At 65.6% G+C, this 19,261-nt stretch carries 22 protein-coding genes; 18 read left to right on the plus strand and 4 right to left on the minus strand.

All coding sequences use genetic code 11. The annotated features are described in order from the left end of the window. Positions 1-236 precede the first annotated feature (236 nt). Positions 237-1,709: a chromosomal replication initiator protein DnaA gene (gene dnaA / locus ACMV_RS00005; protein ID WP_013639118.1), complete on the plus strand. Its 1,473-nt coding sequence runs from the start codon at positions 237-239 to the stop codon at positions 1,707-1,709. Between the two features lie 27 nt (positions 1,710-1,736). Here dnaA and fghA read toward each other — a convergent pair whose 3' ends face one another. Then, positions 1,737-2,588: an S-formylglutathione hydrolase gene (gene fghA / locus ACMV_RS00010; RefSeq protein WP_013639119.1), complete on the minus strand. Its 852-nt coding sequence runs from the start codon at positions 2,586-2,588 to the stop codon at positions 1,737-1,739. A gap of 313 nt (positions 2,589-2,901) precedes the next feature. On the opposite strand from fghA, the gene ACMV_RS00015 reads away from it, so the two are divergent. From ACMV_RS00015 to ACMV_RS00035, 6 genes are all read left to right on the plus strand, one after another. Next, entirely contained in the window at positions 2,902-3,105 is a 204-nt protein-coding gene (locus ACMV_RS00015) for a cold-shock protein (RefSeq protein ID WP_007421600.1), read from the plus strand. 224 nt (positions 3,106-3,329) lie between these two features. Beyond that, positions 3,330-3,482, plus strand: coding sequence for a hypothetical protein (locus ACMV_RS20635; RefSeq protein ID WP_154653517.1), 153 nt, complete (start codon positions 3,330-3,332; stop codon positions 3,480-3,482). A gap of 285 nt (positions 3,483-3,767) precedes the next feature. Next, positions 3,768-4,202: a MerR family transcriptional regulator gene (locus ACMV_RS00020; protein ID WP_007421601.1), complete on the plus strand. Its 435-nt coding sequence runs from the start codon at positions 3,768-3,770 to the stop codon at positions 4,200-4,202. A gap of 24 nt (positions 4,203-4,226) precedes the next feature. After that, positions 4,227-5,363, plus strand: a complete 1,137-nt coding sequence (locus ACMV_RS00025; protein WP_013639120.1) for a thiolase family protein — start codon at positions 4,227-4,229, stop codon at positions 5,361-5,363. Next, positions 5,363-7,723, plus strand: coding sequence for a 3-hydroxyacyl-CoA dehydrogenase/enoyl-CoA hydratase family protein (locus ACMV_RS00030; RefSeq protein WP_013639121.1), 2,361 nt, complete (start codon positions 5,363-5,365; stop codon positions 7,721-7,723). Before ACMV_RS00025 ends, ACMV_RS00030 begins: the two co-directional genes overlap by 1 nt. A gap of 22 nt (positions 7,724-7,745) precedes the next feature. Then, complete coding sequence (locus ACMV_RS00035; protein WP_013639122.1) at positions 7,746-9,536, plus strand: acyl-CoA dehydrogenase C-terminal domain-containing protein; 1,791 nt, start codon at positions 7,746-7,748, stop codon at positions 9,534-9,536. 19 nt (positions 9,537-9,555) lie between these two features. Here ACMV_RS00035 and ACMV_RS00040 read toward each other — a convergent pair whose 3' ends face one another. From ACMV_RS00040 to ACMV_RS00050, 3 genes are all read right to left on the minus strand, one after another. Beyond that, positions 9,556-10,113, minus strand: a complete 558-nt coding sequence (locus ACMV_RS00040; RefSeq protein WP_007421957.1) for a YbhB/YbcL family Raf kinase inhibitor-like protein — start codon at positions 10,111-10,113, stop codon at positions 9,556-9,558. Between the two features lie 11 nt (positions 10,114-10,124). Continuing rightward, complete coding sequence (locus ACMV_RS00045; RefSeq protein ID WP_081432898.1) at positions 10,125-10,796, minus strand: ABC transporter permease subunit; 672 nt, start codon at positions 10,794-10,796, stop codon at positions 10,125-10,127. Between the two features lie 77 nt (positions 10,797-10,873). Further along, the gene (locus ACMV_RS00050) at positions 10,874-11,788 is read right to left on the minus strand and encodes an extracellular solute-binding protein (protein ID WP_011941210.1); all 915 of its coding nucleotides are present in this window, start codon (positions 11,786-11,788) and stop codon (positions 10,874-10,876) included. Positions 11,789-11,902: 114 nt separating this feature from the next. Here ACMV_RS00050 and ACMV_RS00055 point away from each other — a divergent pair, with 114 nt between their 5' ends. The 11 genes from ACMV_RS00055 to ACMV_RS00105 all read left to right on the plus strand — a co-directional run bounded on the left by ACMV_RS00055 (position 11,903) and on the right by ACMV_RS00105 (position 19,227). After that, positions 11,903-12,280 carry a winged helix-turn-helix domain-containing protein gene (locus ACMV_RS00055; RefSeq protein WP_011941211.1) on the plus strand — a complete coding sequence of 126 codons (378 nt, stop codon included), beginning with the start codon at positions 11,903-11,905 and terminating at the stop codon, positions 12,278-12,280. Positions 12,281-12,359: 79 nt separating this feature from the next. After that, positions 12,360-12,881 (plus strand): TspO/MBR family protein, encoded by a 522-nt coding sequence (locus ACMV_RS00060; RefSeq protein ID WP_007421953.1) that lies wholly within the window; start codon positions 12,360-12,362, stop codon positions 12,879-12,881. Between the two features lie 127 nt (positions 12,882-13,008). Further along, positions 13,009-13,539 carry an ankyrin repeat domain-containing protein gene (locus ACMV_RS00065; protein ID WP_231295316.1) on the plus strand — a complete coding sequence of 177 codons (531 nt, stop codon included), beginning with the start codon at positions 13,009-13,011 and terminating at the stop codon, positions 13,537-13,539. 144 nt (positions 13,540-13,683) lie between these two features. Next, on the plus strand, positions 13,684-14,235 hold the full coding sequence (locus ACMV_RS00070; protein ID WP_007421951.1) for an acetate uptake transporter: 552 nt from the start codon (positions 13,684-13,686) through the stop codon (positions 14,233-14,235). Between the two features lie 253 nt (positions 14,236-14,488). After that, positions 14,489-14,716, plus strand: coding sequence for a twin-arginine translocase TatA/TatE family subunit (locus tag ACMV_RS00075; RefSeq protein ID WP_007421950.1), 228 nt, complete (start codon positions 14,489-14,491; stop codon positions 14,714-14,716). 10 nt (positions 14,717-14,726) lie between these two features. Beyond that, the gene (gene tatA, locus ACMV_RS00080) at positions 14,727-14,984 is read left to right on the plus strand and encodes a twin-arginine translocase TatA/TatE family subunit (RefSeq protein ID WP_007421949.1); all 258 of its coding nucleotides are present in this window, start codon (positions 14,727-14,729) and stop codon (positions 14,982-14,984) included. 16 nt (positions 14,985-15,000) lie between these two features. Beyond that, positions 15,001-15,642, plus strand: coding sequence for a methylthioribulose 1-phosphate dehydratase (locus tag ACMV_RS00085; protein ID WP_013639125.1), 642 nt, complete (start codon positions 15,001-15,003; stop codon positions 15,640-15,642). Further along, complete coding sequence (locus ACMV_RS00090) at positions 15,639-16,181, plus strand: 1,2-dihydroxy-3-keto-5-methylthiopentene dioxygenase (protein WP_011941212.1); 543 nt, start codon at positions 15,639-15,641, stop codon at positions 16,179-16,181. The genes ACMV_RS00085 and ACMV_RS00090 overlap by 4 nt, the downstream gene beginning before the upstream one ends. Before the next feature lie 16 nt (positions 16,182-16,197). Further along, positions 16,198-16,896, plus strand: coding sequence for an acireductone synthase (gene mtnC, locus ACMV_RS00095; RefSeq protein ID WP_013639126.1), 699 nt, complete (start codon positions 16,198-16,200; stop codon positions 16,894-16,896). Between the two features lie 11 nt (positions 16,897-16,907). Next, on the plus strand, positions 16,908-18,437 hold the full coding sequence (gene lnt, locus ACMV_RS00100; protein WP_013639127.1) for an apolipoprotein N-acyltransferase: 1,530 nt from the start codon (positions 16,908-16,910) through the stop codon (positions 18,435-18,437). A gap of 304 nt (positions 18,438-18,741) precedes the next feature. Further along, positions 18,742-19,227: a helix-turn-helix domain-containing protein gene (locus ACMV_RS00105; RefSeq protein WP_007421944.1), complete on the plus strand. Its 486-nt coding sequence runs from the start codon at positions 18,742-18,744 to the stop codon at positions 19,225-19,227. Positions 19,228-19,261: the final 34 nt, after the last annotated feature.

A 19,261-nucleotide genomic window follows, 5' to 3' on the forward strand; every position in this document is an offset into this window, starting at 1 on the left:
ATGGGTTGGTCAATCATCTGATTTAATGGGCAAATTTTTAAAGATGCACATTATATCAGCAAAAAATCGAACCTGTTGGGTCTTGCGCAGGGTGCCGGACTTGGCCTAGTTTTGGGCCTCAAGATGACGATCAAATGACGAAAGCTTGCCTGGTCGAGGGTTTTTTCAACCGTCGATTGCGGGAGCGGGGTTGTGCGGCCGTATGGCGGAAATCGCTATTCGGTTGAGCTGGGACGATGGCAGGACGGGGAGCGGTGCGCTTGGACACGCAAACTTGGCAGGAACAGGGGCTCGAAACCCGGTCTCCGGGACGCACGCGCGGTGAAATCAGCCAGGATGAACTGGCGCACCAGTGGAGCCGTGTTCGCGGCCGACTTCAGGAAGAAATCGGCGAGGTCGAGTACCGCAACTGGTTGCGGCAAGCCGTGCTGCATGGGCTCGACGGCGATGAAGTGACTGTCATGCTGCCGACCCGCTTCCTGCGTGACTGGGTGAACAAGGAATATGGCAACCTGCTGACCGCGTTCTGGCAGGCCGAGAACCCGGCGGTACGGCGCGTGGATATCCGGACCCGGCCGGCCGGCACCAGCGAGCGCGCGCCCGACCTCGCCGAGGTGGAGCCGAAGACCGCGATCGCGCGGCCCGCCGCCGCGGCGCGCCGCGAGGCCGAGGAACGCCCGGACATGAGCGCGCCGCTCGACCCGCGCTTCACCTTTGATACATTCGTGGTCGGCAAGCCGAACGAATTCGCCTATGCCTGCGCGCGCCGCGTCGCCGACGGGCACGCGTCGCCGGGGTTCAATCCGCTGTTCCTCTACGGCGGTGTCGGTCTCGGCAAGACCCATCTGATGCACGCGATTGCCTGGGAACTGTCGCAGCGCTCGGACGAGGTCACGGTCGCCTACATGTCGGCCGAGAAGTTCATGCACAAATTCGTCAGCGCCCTGCGCCGGCAATCGACCATCGAATTTAAGAACGAGTTGCGCAGCGTCGATGTGCTGATGGTGGACGACCTGCAGTTCCTGATCGGCAAGGATGGCACGCAGGAGGAATTCTTCCACACCTTCAATGCGCTGGTCGATTCCGGCAAGCAGATCATCGTCTCGGCCGACAAGTCGCCGTCGGACCTGTCCGGCATCGAGGATCGGCTGCGCACGCGGCTCGGCTGCGGCATGGTCGCCGATGTCCATGCCACGACCTATGAGCTGCGCCTCGCGATCCTGGAGGCCAAGGCCGCGCGGGCTGGCGTCGTCGTGCCGGGGCGGGTGATGGAGTTCCTCGCGCAGAAGATCACCGCCAATGTCCGCGAGCTCGAAGGGGCGCTGAACCGGCTGATCGCCCATGCCAACCTGTTCGAGCGCCCGGTGACCCTCGAGACGGCGCATGAGGTGCTGCACGACCTGCTCCGCGCCTATGACCGCAAGATCACGATCGAGGAGATCCAGAAGCAGGTCGCCGAGCATTACAATATCCGGGTCAGCGAGATGTCCTCCGCCCGGCGCGCGCGCAACATCGCCCGGCCTCGACAGATCGCCATGTATCTCGCCAAGCAGCTGACCAGCCGCAGCCTGCCCGAGATCGGCCGGAAATTCGGCAACCGCGACCATACCACCGTCATGCACGCGGTCTCCAAGGTGACCGAACTGATCGAGGCCGATCCCGATTTCGCCGAGGATGTCGAACTGCTGCGCCGGATCCTGACCGTCTGAGCCGGATCCGGGCAGCGTCGCCGCCTGTCAGAGATGGCGGGCGTGATGGCGCAGATGGTCTTCCACGAAGGTCGCGATGAAGAAGTAGGAGTGGTCGTACCCCTCCTGCATCCGCAGATCGAGCTTCACGCCCTTCGCCGCGCAGGCCTCGCGGAGCAGTTCCGGTTTCAGCTCGCGTTCGAGAAACGGATCGGCGGTGCCCTGGTCGACGAGGATGGCCGGCCCGTCCCAGCCGCGGTCCTCGATCAGCGCCGTCGCGTCATAGGCGCGCCAGTTCGCACGGTCGACGCCGAGATAGCCGGTCAGCGCCTTTTCACCCCAGGGGCAGCGCATCGGCGAGACGATCGGCGCGAAGGCCGAGACCGAGCGGTAGGCGCCAGGGTTCTTCAGCGCGATCGTCAGCGCGCCATGCCCACCCATCGAATGGCCGAAAATGCCCACGCGCGCGGGATCGACCGGAAAGGACGCGTTGATCAGGGCAGGGAGTTCCTTCGTGATGTAGGAATACATCCGGTAGCCGTCCCGCCACGGCGTTTCCGTCGCATCGACATAGAAACCGGCGCCGGTGCCGAAATCATAGGCGTCGTCCTCGCCAGGATAACCGAGGCCTCGCGGGGAGGTATCCGGCGCGATCAGGGCAATGCCGAGTTCCGCGGCGACGCGCTGCGCCCCGGCCTTCACCGTGAAATTCTCCTCGGTGCAGGTCAGCCCGGCCAGATAATAGAGCGCAGGAACCGTTCCCGCCGCGGCCTGCGGCGGCAGGAAAACGGCGAATCGCATTGTGCAGCCGGTCTCCTTTGCCTCATGCCGATAAACGCCCTGCATGCCGCCAAAACATTTCTGGGTCGAAACCGTCTCAAGAACGGTGGCGCTGGTCATGTATCGATCTCCCTTTGAATCATGCGCACAACTATCCCGCGCAGGTGGATGGAAGGCAATCAGTCTGCGCCGATATGCGCTTTATCGAATTTAAACGCATGATTTACGAAATCTTTCTGAAACCCGACAGGAGGAGACTTATTCGCGTTGACAGTTCCTGCGGTTTCTGCGTCATTAAACGCGCAATCGACTTTGGCTTGCCTTGTTGCACGAGACGGGTTTCCGTACGGCCAAGACGTCCAAAACCCGGTTGTCCCTCTGGAGCCGTGCGGCGGTCGCACGGTGGGTCTGTCTTAGGAGCGACGACGCGACAATGGCGATCGGCACTGTCAAGTGGTTCAACACCACGAAGGGCTTCGGCTTCATCGTGCCGCAGGATGGCGGCAAGGACGTTTTCGTCCACATCACTGCAGTTCAGGCGGCCGGCATGCGCGGCCTCAACGAAGGGCAGAAGATTTCCTACGAGGTGACGCAGGAACGCGGCAAGGCAGCGGCGACAAACCTCAAGGCCGTCTGACCTCACGGTCCGGCGCGACGAAAGGCGGGGCCCCTCCGGGGCCCCGTTTTTTATTGCGCGACCGTACGTGCTGATCGACCGAAAGGAGATGTCTGCAAAATTGCAGGCACCCAATGGTCCAGACCCGCCTTGTCCTACCGAATTCGGTTGATTGCGGCTGTACGACTCGAGGTGAGAGCCGGCAGGAGCGTGATCCCGCGCCCTGCCGGACAAGGAGACTCGTCATGCCGGTGAGATGGAACGCCGCATCCGATCCAGATCGGTTCGGCTGGTGGTCGGTGGTCACCGCGCCCATTCCTCCTGACCAGACGATCAGCGGCGAGTGGCCGGCCTGCGGGACTGTTGTGCTCGGCAGACCAAACTCGCCGCGCATCTGACATTTTCGTGACCGAAGGCCCGTCGCCGGGCCGTTGCGATTGCCGCCAGCGGGCCACCGTGCCGCAAATTTCAATACGTTGAACCCGGACCCGCTTCCGTTTGCGCGGCAAATTTCGCATTCGGGCCCGAGATATGGCTCGACATATTACCGTGCATGCCCTATACGTAATGATCATTCGCTTATCGTTAACGACGGGAATCGGTCATTTATGGTATTGTCCCCATCCGGCTTTTATAATTCGACAGGACGACCAATGACCACTCGAACAAGCACTGGCCCCGCGATGGCGGCACTGCACGAACGTCACCAACGTGAGGACGAGGCTGCGGGACAGCACGGCAACGCGCTCTACTCGGTCAGCCAGCTCGCCCGCCAGCTGGGCGTGACCGCGCGAACCATCCGGTTCTATGAAGACAAGGGGCTGGTAAATCCAAGTCGCGCCGGCACTACCCGCGTCTACACCTCGCGTGACCGCGCGCGGCTCATGCTGATCCTGCGCGGCAAGCGCCTTGGATTCTCGCTGCGTGAGATCAAGGACTACCTCGACCTCTATGACGTCGATCCTACCCAGCATACCCAGTTGCGCCAGCTGCTTGCCGGCGTGCGAAAGCGTATCGCCAAGCTTCAGGAACAGCGTGCGGCGCTCGAGCAGAGCCTCGCCGAACTGGCGGATATCGAGCGCCAGTCCGAAAATGCCCTGAAGCAGGCCGCCAAATAGACAGAGAACAGGAGTCCTTTGCCCATGCCAAGCGCCGTCATCGCCGCCTATGCCCGCTCGCCATTCGCCCTTGCGCGGAAAGGGGGGCTTTCGCGGGTCCGGCCCGACGAGATGGCCGCCGCCGTCGTTCGCGAACTGGTGAACCGCAGCGGCATCGCGGCGGGCGACGTCGAGGATCTCATCGTCGGCTGTGCCTTTCCGGAGGCCGAGCAGGGGCTGAATGTCGCCCGTCTGATCGGGCTGATGGCCGACCTGCCGATCAGCGTTGCCGGGGCGACGGTGAACCGGTTCTGCGGCTCGTCGATGTATTCGATCCACATGGCGGCGGGCGCCATCGCGATGGGCGCGGGAGAGGCTTTCATCGCCGCGGGCGTCGAGAGCATGACCAGGGTGCCGATGAGCGGGTTCAACCCGATGCCGTCGCCGACCCTCTTCGCCAAGATGCCGGCCGCCTACATGGGCATGGGCGAGACGGCCGAGAACGTCGCGAAACGCTGGCAGATTCCACGCGAGGCGCAGGAGGAATTCGCCCTCGCCAGCCATATCAAGGCGGCGGCGGCGCAGAAGGCGGGGAAACTGGCCGGCGAGATCGTGCCGATCTCGCTTTCGGGCGCCATGGTGTCGGAGGACGGCTGCATCCGCCACGATGCCTCGCGTGAAGCCCTGGCCGGGCTGAAGCCAGCCTTCGATGCCGAGGGTACGGTCACCGCCGGAACCTCCTCGCCGCTGACCGATGGCGCCTCCGCCGTGCTGGTCTGCTCGGAGGATTATGCCGCGAAGCACGGCCTCGCGCCGCTCGCGCGCATTCGCTCGGTTGCCGTGGCCGGCTGCGCGCCGGACATCATGGGCATGGGCCCGGTTGCCGCCTCGCGCAAGGCGCTCGCTCGCGCCGGCATCGAGGCCTCGACGCTCGACGTGGTCGAACTCAACGAGGCCTTTGCCTCCCAGGCGCTCGCCTGCATCGGCGAACTTGGTCTCGATCCGGCGCGCGTCAATCTCGATGGCGGGGCCATCGCGCTTGGCCATCCGCTCGGGGCGACGGGTGCCCGCATCACCGGCAAGGCGGCGCAGCTGCTCCGGCGCGAAGGCGGCAAATTCGCCCTCGCGACCCAGTGCATCGGCGGCGGGCAGGGTATCGCGACGGTTCTGGAGGCGCTCTGATGGGTGCCATCCAATCCGTCGCCGTCATCGGCGCCGGCGTGATGGGGGCCGCGATCGCCGCCCAGATCGCCAATGCCGGCATCAAGGTCCGCCTGCTCGATATCGTGCCGAAGGAGGGGGATGACCGCAACGCCATCGCCCGGCGAGCGATCGAGCGGCTGAAGAAGACCCAGCCGGCGCCGCTAATGTCCTCCCGCGCCGCGCGGCTGATCGCGCCCGGCAATACCGAGGACGATTTCGCTGCCCTCGCCGACTGCGACTGGATCGTCGAGGCGGTGATCGAGCGGCTCGACATCAAGCAGGCGCTCTATCGGCGCCTCGCGGAGGTGCGCAAGCCCGGTTCGGTGGTGTCGTCCAACACCTCCACCATTCCGCTTGCCGAACTGATGACGGACATGCCGGAGAGCCTCCGCCCGGATTTCGTCATCACCCATTTCTTCAATCCGCCGCGCTACATGCGGCTGCTGGAACTGGTCACCGGCCCGGCGACCAGCGCCGATGCCATCGCCCGCATCACCGAATTCTGCGATGTCACGCTTGGCAAATCGGTGATTCCCTGCCGCGACACGCCGGGCTTCATCGCCAACCGCATCGGCACCTACTGGATCCAGACGGCGCTCGTGCTGGCGCTCGAGATGGGGATCGAGATCGAGGAAGCGGATGCGATCATGGGCAAGCCGATGGGCTTTCCCTCGACCGGCGTGTTCGGCCTGATGGACCTGGTGGGCATCGATCTCGGCCCGCACGTCAATGCCTCGCTCGCCCGGCTGCTGCCGAAAACCGACGCGTTCCACATGATGAATCGCGAGGCGCCGTTCCTCGCGACCATGATCGCCGAGGGCTATACCGGCAAGAAGGGGAAGGGCGGCTTCTACCGCTCGGCCGGGCGCGGCAGGGATCGCGTGAAGGAGACCCTCTCGCTCGCCGCGGCGGCGCAGGGCCGGCTGGAATGGCGGCCCTCCATCCGCCCGGACATTGCCGAGGTGAAGGACGCCAAGAAGGATCTCAAGCGCCTGGTCGGCGCGAAGTCGAAATACGGGCGCTATGCCTGGGGCGTGCTTGGCCGCGTGCTTGCCTATGCAGCCTCGCTCATTCCGGAGATCGGTGACGATATCGCCGCCGTCGATGCCGCGATGCGGTTGGGCTACACGTGGAAATACGGTCCGTTCGAGCTGATCGACCGGCTCGGCGCCGACTGGGTTTCGTCGCACCTCGCCGACCTCGACGAGCCGATCCCGCCGCTGCTCGCCAAACTCGGCAAGGGCGCATTCTACCGCGAGGACGGCGCCACGCTGCTCCGCTTCATGCCCGATGGCGGCTACCGGGCCGTCGAGCGCGCCCCCGGCGTGCTGCTGCTCGAGGATGCGAAGCGCGGCCGCAAGCCGGTGCTCTCGAACAAGTCCGCCTCGGTCTGGGACATCGGCGACGGCGTGCTCTGCGTCGAGTTCCATTCGATCATGAACTCGATCGATGGCGACATTCTCGCTCTTCTCGGCAAGGCCATCGCGCTCGTGCAGAAATCCTACAAGGCGATGGTGATCTACAGCGAGAACCTGCGCGCCGGGCCGGGCAAGGAGAATTTCTCGGTCGGCGCCAATCTCGGCCTCGCCATGTTCGCCGCTAATCTGCGCATGTGGGGCAAGATCGAGGGCACGGTGAAGGAGGGGCAGAAGGCGTTGCAGGCGCTACGCGAGGCGCCGTTCCCGGTGGTGGGCGCGCCGGCCGGCCGGGCGCTGGGCGGCGGCTGCGAGATCCTGCTGCATTGCGACGCCGTTCAGGCCCATGCCGAGACCTATATGGGGCTTGTCGAGGTCGGCGTTGGCCTTGTGCCGGGCTGGGGTGGCTGTGCCACGATGCTGGCGCGCTGGCAGGGCGCGAAGGATGCGCCACGCGGCCCGATGCCCGCCGTCTCGAAGGTCTTCGAGATGATTTCCACGGCAAAGGTCGCGACCTCGGCCGCCGAGGCGAAGGAGCTGAAATTCCTCCGCCCCGGCGATGGCATCACCATGAACCGCGAGCGCGTGCTGGCCGACGCCAAGGCCCGGGCGCTCGCCATGGTGGCGGGATATGCGCCCGCCGAGCCGGAAACGCTTCAACTGCCGGGCGCTTCCGGCCGCGTCGCCCTCGGCATGGCGGTGGACGAATTCCGCAAGAAGGGAGTCGCCACCCCGCATGACGTGACGGTATCGTCCCACCTTGCCCGCGTGCTCACCGGCGGCGATACCGACATGACCGATCCGGTGCCGGTCGCCGCGGTGAAGGACCTCGAACGCGAGGCCTTCATGGCCCTGTTCCGTACCAAGGAAAGCCAGGCGCGGATCAAGCATATCCTGGATACCGGCAAACCCCTGCGCAACTGAACCGAGACAAGGGAGATACGACATGCCCGTCTACAAGGCGCCGCTCAAGGACATGCGCTTCGTCCTGCACGAGCTCTATGACAGCACCGCCATCGCCGAGCTTCCCGGCAATGCCGACTTCACCCCCGAACTGATCGACAGCGTGCTGGAGGAAGCCGCGAAGATCAGCGAGGAGGTGCTGTTCCCGCTCAATCAGGTGGGCGACCGCGAGGGCTGCACCTATGAAAACGGCGTCGTCCGCACGCCGACCGGCTATCGCGAGGCCTACCGCACTTTCTGCGAGGGCGGCTGGACCTCGATTTCCGCTGACCCGGATTATGGCGGGCAGGGCATGCCGCTGACCGCGGCGATGATGGTCGAGGAGATGTTCTGCTCCGCCAATGTCGCGTTCGGCCTCTACCCCGGGCTGAGCCACGGCGCCTATGTCGCGCTGAAGCACTCGGGGTCGGAAGAGCAGAAGAAGGCCTGGCTTCCCAACATCGTCTCCGGCAAGTGGACCGGCACGATGTGCCTGACCGAGCCGCATTGCGGCACCGATCTCGGCATGCTCCGCACCAAGGCGGTGCCGAACGATGACGGCACCTACAGCATCACCGGCAACAAGATCTTCATCAGTGCCGGCGAGCACGATCTTGCGGAAAACATCGTCCATCTCGTCCTCGCCCGCCTGCCGGACGCGCCGGCCGGAGTGAAGGGCATCTCGATGTTCCTGGTGCCCAAGTTCCTGCCGCGCGAGGATGGCACGCTGGGCCCGCGCAACGGCATGCAGTGCACCGCGATCGAGCACAAGATGGGGCTGAACGGCTCCGCCACCTGTGCGATGAGCTTCGACGGCGCGACCGGCTGGCTCGTCGGCGAGCCGAACAAGGGCCTCGCCGCGATGTTCAAGATGATGAACACCGAGCGTCTCTCCGTCGGCATCCAGGGGCTCGGCATCGCCGAGGTCGCTTATCAGAACGCCGTGGCCTATGCGCGCGAGCGCATCCAGGGCCGCTCGCTCACCGGCACCAAGGCGCCGGAGAAGCAGGCGGACCCGATCCTCGTCCACCCCGATGTGCGGCGGATGCTGCTGACCAGCCGCGCCTATATCGAGGGCTGCCGGGCGCTGGCCGGCTGGGTCGCGCGCGAGCTGGAAATCCTCGAGAAGTCGGATGACGGTGATGCGAAGCAGGCGGCCGACGATTTCGCCTCGCTGATGACGCCGGTGGTCAAGGCGATGTTCACCGATCTCGGTTTCGAGATCGCCTCGCTCGCGGTGCAGACCTATGGCGGCCATGGCTATATCCGCGATCACGGCATCGAGCAGTATGTGCGCGATGCGCGGATCGCGATGCTCTACGAGGGGACCAACGGCATCCAGGCGCTCGACCTCGTCGGCCGCAAGCTGCCGCAGGATGGCGGGAGACTGCTGACCCGCTTCCTCGATCCGGTCCTCGAATTCATCGACGCGCATCAGGATAACGACGCCCTCGCCGAGTTCCTGCCCGCGCTGTCGCAGGCGCTGGAGCATGTGCAGGAAGCGACTGGCCTCATCATGGAAGGTGCGATGACCAATCGCGACGAGGTGGGGGCGGCGTCGGTCGACTATCTCCGCCTGTTCGGCCTCGCGTCACTCGCCTTCGTCTGGGCCCGCATGGTCGCGGTGGCTGCCCCCAAGGCCGGGGAGGACGGCGAGGCCGCGCAGTTCTACCGCGCCAAGGTGCAGACCGCGAAATTCTTCATGGAACGCCTCCTGCCGCAGACCGGCGCGCTGCTCGCCGCGATCCGGTCGGGCGCTGCGACCATGATGGAATTCGAGGACGCCGCGTTCTGATCGGCTCGCTGCCGCCCGGTCACCTGGCCGGGCGGCCATAAAGCCCCGTTATCGTGGCGCTGGCCAGCGCGTCCCGCGCCAGCGCCCGGCGGAGCGCGCCATAGGACGCCAGGGCCGCCGCCGGCAGCCGGTTAACCCGCAGCGCGTAGACTGTCAGATGATAGTGATGCGGCGGATCGCCGACCGGCGGGCAGGGCCCCTGGTAGCCATGAATGTTGCCGCTGCCGATGCCCTGAACCGCGCCGCGCGGCAGCGCGCCGCCCCGGCTCCCGGAACCCGCCGGCAATGAAGTGACGCGCGCCGGAATATCCGCCACGATCCAGTGCCAGTAGCCTTTGCCCTGCCGGGCATCGGAATCGAACAGCGTGACGGCGTAGCTCCGCGTGCCCGCTGGCGCGCCGCTCCAGGCGAGGGCGGGGCTGACATCGTCGCCAGTGCAGCCGAAGCGGTTGAAGACCTGGGCGGCCGCGATGGTTCCGCCATCGCGAAACGCGCCCGATCGCAGGGAAAATCCGCTGGCGCGCGCCGTTCCGGCGAGGGCCATCAGCGCCAGTGCGAACGAAACCGGCCGTTTCATCGGCATCATCCTCAGCGTTTCGAGCCCCGCCGCAGTAGCCAGAGCGGCAACGGCAGGGCGGCGAGCAGGAACAGCCAGAGCAACGGGAATGTGGCCGAAAGCCCGCCGTCTTCAAGATCCACCCACAGGCGCACCGGCATGCCCTGCGGGAAGTAGGCGAAGATCAGCACGATGCCGAGTTCGCCCACCCCGCGCACCCAGGCCAGCGCGAGGGCGGCGCCGAGCCCGTCGCGCGCCATCGGCAGGGTGATGTGGCGGAAGATCTGCCGGCGGGAGACGCCGAGGGTCAGCGCAGATTCGGCCAGTTCGGCGGGTATCTCGGCGAACGCGCCGCGTGCCGCGACCACATAGGTCGGCAGGCCGGCATAGATCCCCGCGATCAGCAGCGCCGGCGGATTGTTGGTGATGATCCCGCCGAACCGTTCGAGTAGGATGCCGACCGGGCCGATCGGGCCGTAGAATGCGGCGAGCAGGATGCCGAGCGCGAGCGGCGGGGTAAGCAGCGGCAGCAGCAGGAAGACTTGCGCCCCGTCGCGCATCCGTCCCTTGCCGGTTGCCAGCCAGTAGGCGAGTGGCGTTCCCAGCACCGCAATCACGGCCAGGGCCGCCAGCCCGTAGGCCAGCGAAATCGCCACCGATCTGCCATCCGCGCTGGACAGGGCGAATTTGCGCCAGTCGGTCATGATGAACAGACCAGCGAAGGGGCAAGCGAGCAGCAGCAGCACCAAGCCGCGCAGCAGGGCCCCGAGGCGTGCTCCTGTCAGACCGGCCCGCCCAGCGGCGGGTTGTAGCCGTATCGTGCGAACAGTTCCTGTCCCTTGCGGCTTTGCAGCAGTGAAACGAAGGCCCGTCCCGCCTCCGGGTTCCGGGCGTTGCGCGGCACGCACGCATAGAAGACGAGTGGCTGCGTGTGCAAGGTCTGCCTGCGGCCCTTTACCGTCAGCGAGATCGCGGCGCGGGAATACCAGTCCGCCACCATCGCCGGATCGCTGAGGTTGATCTGCCGGGGCAGTGCGAGGAACGGCAGCTTGAGCGACTTCACGCCGCTTTCGTAGCCGATCGTGGCATCCACCGCGCCGCTGTCGATTCGCGAGAGAAGCGATGGTTCGGGGAAGATCTGCGCGGGGTTCACCGGCCTGCCGAGCACGCGCCGGATCAGGTCCGGCTTGTGATAGTAGCGCTGGGCGAGATCGAAGGTGAACAGCACGTTGCGGCCCTGCGGGTCGGTGCGCGGGTCGGTGCGGCCGAAGCGCAGGCCGGGCTTTTCGAGGATGTCGAACCAGTGCGCTCCGGCATCGGCCGCCTCGAAATCCTTGCGGAAGCGCGAGTGGGGCGACCAGGCCAGCACCATCGCCGTGCTCGCCACCGGCACCGCATGCCCGACCAGCCCGGCCTTTTGCAGCACCTCGATCGGCCCGCTCGTGATCGAAATGAAGGCGTCAGCCTGCAGCGTCTTCGCGGCGATGAGGTGGGCGAGGCCGAACGCGCCCCGCCCGATGCCGTGAAACCGCTCGCTGGTCTCAGCCGTGAAGGCGGGCCCGAGCGCCCGGTCCATCAGCAGCCCCATCGAACCCGCATAGGCGATGGTTGCCGCGCGCCCCGCGGCGCGGCCGGTGACCGGCGCCAGCGCGGCCGCGCCCGCGAGCCGGGTGAATGCGCGTCGGGAAATCGCCATGTGCTGCTTCCTTCGGGGACGTAATTCCAGAATTCGGACTATCGATATGTTCATTAAGCGATATCGTCAATCCGCCATATCGGCACGCGGCAGTTTTCGTGGTGAAGTCGGGCGATGCAGATGCACGGAAAGACCGAACCGCTCACACTCCGCATCCGGGTGGTGCAGGGTGAGGATCTTCTCCTCGGCCCCGGTAGGGCGGACCTTCTCGCCTTCATCCGGGAAACCGGGTCGATCGCCGCCGCCGGACGGCGCATGGGGATGAGCTACAAGCGTGCCTGGCAACTGGCCGAGTCGATGAACTCCACCTTCCATGCCCCGTTGATCCTCGCAGCAAAGGGGGGGGTGGCGGGCGGCGGAGCCCAGCTCACGGAGCTTGGTGACGCCGTTCTGGCGGCCTATCGCGCGCTTGAGGCCGCGTCGCGCGCCGGTGGCGCCGCAGCATTGGCCATCCTTGCCGAGGCTCGGGCGCCGCTCTCGCAAGACCGTTAAGCATACGTAGCCGGCCGGAAATCTCGATCGGGTCCCTTTTCACCCGGCCGGGATTTACCTAAACTTTCATCGGAAAGGAGTGCGTGTCTTCCGCCTGCCCGAACGCCCCGAACAGCACCGTACCTCCGGCGCCCAGATCCTGGCGCTGCTGGGGTTTCTCGCGCTGGCGCTTCTGGTTGGTGCGGTCGGCGGCACGGCCACAGTGCCCAATGTGCACAGCTGGTACGATGTCCTGCCGCATCCCCCGGGCACGCCACCCGATTGGGTGTTCGGCCCGGTATGGACGCTGCTCTACATCGCCATGGCGGTCGCCGCCTGGCTGATCTGGCGTGGCCCGGACATCCTGACCCGCCAGCGTCGCGCACTACGTCTCTGGGGCTGGCAGCTTGCCGCCAACGCGCTCTGGTCGCCCGTCTTTTTCGCCCTTCATCGGCCGGATATCTCGTTTTTCGTAATACTCGTGCTCGACGGCCTGATCGTCATGACCATTGCCGTCTTTCGTCCGGTCAGCCGAATTGCCGCCGCATTGATGGTGCCCTATCTCGCCTGGTGTCTGTATGCGACCTATCTGAACGCCGGCTTCTGGTTTCTCAACCGATGATCGGCTAGACCGTCGGCCTGACCGCGAGGGAACCACGCCCGCCATGACCTATCGTTCTCAGCTTCATCTAGCCGCACTTGCCGTTCTGATGGCAGGGCTTGGTTTCGCCGCGCCTGCCAAGGCGCAGATGGCCGGTGGCGGCCTTGCCGGCGGTCTCGGTCCGATCGGCGGCGTCCCTCAGCCCCGCCATGAATCCCAATCGATCGCGCCGCCGGCTCTTCCGGGCGCATCGGCAGCGGGTAATGTTTCCGCCGGCCCGGTGACCGATACCGGCGGCGACCCGACCACGCTGCTGTTCAAGGCGATCAACCATGGCGACTATGCGCAGGCCCGCGCAGCGGTCAGCCGTGGCGCCAATCTCGATGCCCGGAACGCCCTCGGCGAAACGCCGATCGAACTTTCGGTTGAGCTGAATCGAAACCGCATCACCTTCATGCTGCTCTCGGCGCGGGCCGAGGAGCATCCGATGAGCGTTTCCGTCGCCTCCGCGCCGGTGGCCGCAGTCCCGCCGACGACGAGCAAAGGTTCGGCGCATGCGAAATCTCCGCCTTTTCACAAGGTTGAAGCAAAGCCCGCCGTCAGGCCCCTGACCATTTCCGGGGATCCTGGCCGGCCGGATCCGAGTGCCGGGTTCCTCGGCTTCGGCGGCAGCAACTGATCTGATCCGTCATATCCCGTTACATCGCGGGCACGTTTCGTTTACGCGCTCGTGAAAAGCTGTTAATCGGCTTGGGGGAGCTATGCACGATGATGCATGCATCCGCTCAATGACGGCGAGTGCAATAATTTTTAGGGAGATGACATGAACACCTTCAACCCGGCGCCTCTGGGCCTGTTCGGTTTTGCGCTTACCACATGGCTATTGTCGATGATCAATGCCGGGCTTCTCCCCGGAGCCGGTCTTGGCATGGTCCTCGCCATGGCCTTCGCCTTTGGCGGCTCGGCCCAGTTCGTGGCCGGCCTCGGCGAGATGAAAGTGGGCAATACCTTCGGCTTCGTGGCGTTCTGCTCGTACGGGGCTTTCTGGTGGTCCTTCGCGCTGTTCGTCGAAATCTTCGCCAAGGGCGTGCCGGGGGTGATGGTCGGCTGGTACCTGCTGGTCTGGGGCGCCTTCAGCTTCGTGATGTTCATCGGCACTTTCGCGCTGAACAAGGCCCTGCAGCTGATCTTCGGCTTTTTGACCGCGACCTTCATCCTGCTCGCGCTGAACGACCTGCTCGGTGCGGCGGCGCTGGGCGAGTTCGGCGGCTATCTGGGCCTCGTCACCGCGGTACTCGCCTTCTATCTCGGTGCGGCAGGCATCATCAATGGCGCGCATGGCAAGGAAATCCTGCCGATCGGCGCCAAGGCCTGACGATCGACATCCTTGGCCCTGTCAGCGGAGCCGGCGCAAGCCGGCTCCGCTTTTCGTATCTGCTCGACTGACCACGAATCGGTGACTTCGCGGCCATTGGCGCGGCAGGGCGTTTGGAGTATTCATAAACTGGACGGGTACCGATAGCTCCGGGCGAGAGATCTCCACCGATCTGTCGTCCGCCATTGATCGTTCTGATCCGATGGAACCAGTCCCTTGGCGGGGATCGCCATAGCGAGGAAGGATACGGATTATGGGTGGTTTGAGCATCTGGCACTGGCTGATCGTCCTGGCGGTCGTGCTGCTCCTGTTCGGAACGGGCCGGGTCGGCAACCTGATGGGTGAGCTCGGCAAGGGCATGAAGGCGTTCAAGAACAACATCGCCGATGACCAGCCGGCGAAGGATGCCTCGATGCTGGAGCAGCAGACCCGCGCGCCGGAGGCCAATGCCGGCCAGAAGGCCGGGCAGGGTAAGGTCTGAGGCGCGGGACATGGGATTCGATTCGCCCGTTCACTGGCTGATCGTCATCGCCGTCATCGCGCTCCTGTTCGGCGGGTCGCGCGTCGGCAACCTGATGGGCGAGCTCGGCAAGGGCATCAAGGCCTTCAAGCAGAACATGAGCGACGCCGATTCGGCGAAGCCCGCCCCGGCCGCGAAGTCCGAGCCTGACGTCCAGAACCGGATCGCCGACTCGTCCGCGCCGGCGGCCGAAAAGGCCCCCGAGCCGGCCGATACCGCGCGGCACTGACCGGAACCGCACAGGCATGACGGTGACCCTGGCCGCCGGGCCGGCCGAAGCCGGCGATGTCCTCGCGTCCCGCGCGCGTGAACTGGTCGCCATCGGGGCGCGGATGGATGCCAGGGGTTGGGTGCCCGCGTCCGCCGGCAATCTCTCGGCACGATGCACCGCCGACAGCATCGCGATCACCCGCAGTGGCGTTCACAAGGGACGACTCGAAGCCGCCGACATCATCGAGGTCCGGCTCGACGGCACGCCGCTTCGCGCCGGCGACCGGCCCAGCGCCGAAACCCTGCTGCATTGCCAGGTTTACGAGCGGCTCCCGGCGGTCGGGGCGGTGCTGCATGGCCATTCGGTCGCCGCAACCGCTCTCACCCTCGCGGACAATTCCCCAGGGATCGTTCTTGAAGGCTACGAGATCCTGAAGGCTTTCCCGGGCATTGCGACCCACGAGACCCGGATCGTCCTGCCGGTTTTCGATAACGACCAGGACATGCGTCGGCTTGCCGCGGCAATCGCGCCCGCCTTCGCGGCGCCGCCGATCGGGTATGTCCTGCGTGGCCACGGCATCTACGCCTGGGGCGAGGATGTCGAGCGCTGTTTCTGGCGGCTCGAAGCCCTGGAGTTCCTGCTGTCCTGCGAATGCGAACGGAGACGGATGAGATGAGCACGCTGCGGATTTTCGACGACGCGAACCCCGATGCGCCCCTGGTTGCCACGTCGGACGCGGCGCGGATGGCGGCTGAACTCAAGTCCATCGGTGTGCGCTTCGAGCGGTGGGAAAGCCCCGTCGCCATCGCGGCGGACGCCTCGCCCGAGGAAATCCTTGAGGCGTATCGCCCGTATCTCGATCGGCTGATGGGCGAAACCGGCGCCGGCTCGGCCGACGTCATCAAGATGACGCCGGACCACCCGCAGGCCGGCACCCTTCGGGAGAAGTTCCTCAACGAGCACATCCACACCGAGGATGAAGTCCGCTTCTTCGTGCGCGGCTCCGGCCATTTCGTCATGCACCTCGACGGCAAGGTCTACGACGCATACTGCACCGAGGGCGATCTGATCTCGGTCCCGGCCAACACCCGCCACTGGTTTGATGCCGGTTCCACGCCGGACTTCATCGCGCTTCGGATTTTCACCGACACCTCCGGCTGGGTCGCGCATTTCACCGGCGACCAGATCAGCGCCCGCTTTCCGGTTGCCGCCTGAACCGGCCATTCTCACCGTGACCACAAGGCCCGAACTCGTGCTCCTCGACATCGAGGGCACGATCGCCCCGATCAGCTTTGTCCATGATGTGCTGTTCCCCTATGCGCGCGCGCGGCTTGCCGGTTTCGTTGCGGCACATGGCGACGAGCCCGAGATCGCGGCGGCGCTGGCCGAACTCGACGCCATCGCGCCGGGTGCGCCGCCAGTGGAAACAATGCTCGCGCTGATGGACCGCGATGCCAAGGTCGGCCCGCTGAAACTGATCCAGGGGCGGATCTGGGCCGAAGGTTTTGCCGAGGGAGCGCTGACCAGCCGTCTCTACCCGGATGTCGCGCCCGTTCTGCGCGCCTGGCACGGCAGCGGACTCCGGCTCGCCATCTATTCCTCGGGGTCCGAGGAGGCGCAGAGGTTGTTGCTCGGCCACACGCCGGATGGTGGCCTGACCGCGCTGTTCGAGCGGTTTTTCGACACGCGGATGGGCGGCAAGCGCGATGCCGCCAGCTATGCGGCCATCGCCCGGTCCATGGCCGTGGCGCCCGCTCACGTGCTGTTTCTCTCGGATGTCGCGGACGAACTTGCCGCCGCCGCGACCGCCGGCATCCAGGTCTGCCAGATCGTTCGCCCCGAGGATGGCACGATCGCGTCGGCCGATTACCCGACCGCGCCCGATCTTGCCGCGGTGGCCGCCGCCTTCGACCGTCCCGACCCCGCCTAGGAGCCGTGTAGATGAGCCCGATCGACCAACTCGCCGCCCGCGTGCCGAGGCGGCTGCGCGGTGAGGCTTGGCAATGCTTTGCTCTGGGCCTGCTCGCCGCTGTTGCGCTGCCGCCATTCTACCTCCTGCCGGTGCTCTGGTTCGTCGTGCCGGCGCTCCTGACCCGTCTCGCCCGTGCCGGCGGCTGGCGCCGCGCCGCCTGGCTCGGCTGGTGCTTCGGCTTCGGCTTCAACCTGCTCGGCCTGTTTTGGGTGACCGAGCCGATGCTGATCATGGCATCGAATTTCTGGTGGGCGGTGCCCTTTGCCGCGCCGGCGCTCGCTTTCGCAACCGCGTTCTACATGATCCTGCCGGCCCTTGCCGTCTTTGCCGTGCCGCAACGCAACCAGGCGGGCCGCCTCGCTGCCGTGCTGCTCTTCGCGGGGGCGCTGGTGCTATCCAATCTTGCGCAGGAATTCCTGTTCACCGGGTTCCCCTGGAACTATTGGGGAGCCGACTGGGCTTTTGCCGGCAGGCTGGGCCTTGCGATGATCCAGCCCGCCGCGATCGGCGGCATTTTTCTCCTGACCCTGCTGACGGCGCTCGCCGCCGGGCTGCCGCTGCTCGGACGGCGCGGCTGGGCGGCGAGTGCGGTGCTGCTGGCTCTCTGGGCCGGCTTCGGCTTCGCGCGCACCTCTGCGGGCCCCGCGCCGCTGACCAGATACACCGTTGCATTGCTCCAGCCCGATTTCGCGGTCCCGGGAAGCTTCACCCAGCCCGCCCTGCAGGCCCGCTGGCGGCGTGACCTTGCGCTGACCCGCGAAGCCTTGGACAAGGCGGGCAAGGGACCGAACATCGTCGTCTGGCCCGAGACGGCGAGCCCCGCCCTGCTGCAGACCGACGCCGCGGCGCGCGCCGCGATTGCGGCCGTGGCCGGCAACACGCCCGTCCTTGCCGGCTCGTTCCGCCTGGCGGCTGATGGCAGCATGCGCAACTCGCTGGTCGCCGTGGAAGGAAAAGGGCCGGCCGTAGCGTGGTACGACAAGTGGAAGCTGGTGCCATTCGGCGAGTACACGCCAGCCTGGATTCCACTGAAGGTCACGCCCGGCGGCGGATTCACGCCTGGCCCTGGTCCGCGCACATTGCATGTGCCCGGCATTCCATCGGTCGGACCGCTGATTTGCTACGAGTCGATCTTCCCGGGCATCATCACGGATCCCAAGGATCGTCCCGCCTGGTTGCTGAACATTAGCGACAACGCCTGGTTCGGTGACACAACCGGCCCGTACCAGGATTTTGCAACCACCCGCCTGCGGGCGGTGGAGGAGGGACTTCCGATCGTCGTGGACACCAATTCCGGCATTTCCGCGGTGATCGGCCCGCATGGTCGGGTCGCGGGCACACTCGGGCTCGACCGCGCCGGGATTCTGATTGGTAAACTTCCGGTTGCGCTTCCTGTCACACCCTTCGGCCGGTTCAGCGTGACCATGTCGGGCATTCTTGGCTTTTACACGATGGTTTTGGGTGTTGTGTGCTTGATTGTTTCAATAACCTTGATGTAAGTGACGGTTCGTAAACGCGTCTTAAAAATAATTCGAGCTTGTGTAATTGAGGCGTGGCCACTATTGTAGATAGTGGTTGTAGGGACGTGCCGCCGACCTCTGGTAGCGAAGTTCCGAAAATCAGAGTTTTTCTTAATTTTTGTACTTTAACCGGATTTGGCCAATCTTATGAGACGGCCCTGCGCTCTGAGATCGGTCATCAAACCCGACAGCGGCGAAAATGATGCACGGCGGCGTCGGTCATCATGTCCGCCCTGCCTTGTGCCCGGGGGCGGTGCCGGTTGATGTCGCTGAGGAATGAGACATGAATGCAAACGGTGGCGCCTCGAACGACCGCAGCGACCGGGATGGCCGGCCCAGCCCGATCGACGTGCATGTCGGGTCGCGAATCCGGCTCCGGCGCACGCTGCTCGGGATGTCGCAGGAAAAGCTCGGCGATGCGCTCGGCCTGACCTTCCAGCAGGTGCAGAAATACGAGCGCGGGGTGAACCGGGTCGGTGCGTCCCGCCTGTTCGATATTTCCCGCGTGCTCGATGTGCCAATCAGCTTCTTCTTCGACGACATGCCGGAGGGGATGAACGAAATGCCGATGTCCGGCCCGCGCGGGCGCAGCAACGGGCTGTCCGAGGCGCAGGAGCCGTTCGGCGTCGGCCTCGACGATCACATGACCAAGCGCGAGACGCTCGAACTGGTGCGCGCCTATTACCGGATCACCGAGCCCACCGTGCGCAAGCGCATGTTCGACCTGATCAAGTCGCTGGCCCCGGCCGATTCCTTCCCCACCGAATGAACCGGCCCCCGGTGGCGGCGCGTGCGCTTGTGAA

It is taken from the genome of Acidiphilium multivorum AIU301 (assembly GCF_000202835.1).
Lineage (GTDB): Bacteria > Pseudomonadota > Alphaproteobacteria > Acetobacterales > Acetobacteraceae > Acidiphilium > Acidiphilium multivorum.

Coding starts and splice junctions, on each gene's coding strand:
- dnaA (WP_013639118.1), top strand. CDS start 237: ATGGCAGGACGGGGAGCGGTGCGCTTGGACACGCAAACTTGGCAGGAA.
- fghA (WP_013639119.1), bottom strand. CDS start 2,588: ATGACCAGCGCCACCGTTCTTGAGACGGTTTCGACCCAGAAATGTTTT.
- ACMV_RS00015 (WP_007421600.1), top strand. CDS start 2,902: ATGGCGATCGGCACTGTCAAGTGGTTCAACACCACGAAGGGCTTCGGC.
- ACMV_RS20635 (WP_154653517.1), top strand. CDS start 3,330: ATGCCGGTGAGATGGAACGCCGCATCCGATCCAGATCGGTTCGGCTGG.
- ACMV_RS00020 (WP_007421601.1), top strand. CDS start 3,768: ATGGCGGCACTGCACGAACGTCACCAACGTGAGGACGAGGCTGCGGGA.
- ACMV_RS00025 (WP_013639120.1), top strand. CDS start 4,227: ATGCCAAGCGCCGTCATCGCCGCCTATGCCCGCTCGCCATTCGCCCTT.
- ACMV_RS00030 (WP_013639121.1), top strand. CDS start 5,363: ATGGGTGCCATCCAATCCGTCGCCGTCATCGGCGCCGGCGTGATGGGG.
- ACMV_RS00035 (WP_013639122.1), top strand. CDS start 7,746: ATGCCCGTCTACAAGGCGCCGCTCAAGGACATGCGCTTCGTCCTGCAC.
- ACMV_RS00040 (WP_007421957.1), bottom strand. CDS start 10,113: ATGAAACGGCCGGTTTCGTTCGCACTGGCGCTGATGGCCCTCGCCGGA.
- ACMV_RS00045 (WP_081432898.1), bottom strand. CDS start 10,796: ATGACCGACTGGCGCAAATTCGCCCTGTCCAGCGCGGATGGCAGATCG.
- ACMV_RS00050 (WP_011941210.1), bottom strand. CDS start 11,788: ATGGCGATTTCCCGACGCGCATTCACCCGGCTCGCGGGCGCGGCCGCG.
- ACMV_RS00055 (WP_011941211.1), top strand. CDS start 11,903: ATGCAGATGCACGGAAAGACCGAACCGCTCACACTCCGCATCCGGGTG.
- ACMV_RS00065 (WP_231295316.1), top strand. CDS start 13,009: ATGGCCGGTGGCGGCCTTGCCGGCGGTCTCGGTCCGATCGGCGGCGTC.
- ACMV_RS00070 (WP_007421951.1), top strand. CDS start 13,684: ATGAACACCTTCAACCCGGCGCCTCTGGGCCTGTTCGGTTTTGCGCTT.
- ACMV_RS00075 (WP_007421950.1), top strand. CDS start 14,489: ATGGGTGGTTTGAGCATCTGGCACTGGCTGATCGTCCTGGCGGTCGTG.
- tatA (WP_007421949.1), top strand. CDS start 14,727: ATGGGATTCGATTCGCCCGTTCACTGGCTGATCGTCATCGCCGTCATC.
- ACMV_RS00085 (WP_013639125.1), top strand. CDS start 15,001: ATGACGGTGACCCTGGCCGCCGGGCCGGCCGAAGCCGGCGATGTCCTC.
- ACMV_RS00090 (WP_011941212.1), top strand. CDS start 15,639: ATGAGCACGCTGCGGATTTTCGACGACGCGAACCCCGATGCGCCCCTG.
- lnt (WP_013639127.1), top strand. CDS start 16,908: ATGAGCCCGATCGACCAACTCGCCGCCCGCGTGCCGAGGCGGCTGCGC.
- ACMV_RS00105 (WP_007421944.1), top strand. CDS start 18,742: ATGAATGCAAACGGTGGCGCCTCGAACGACCGCAGCGACCGGGATGGC.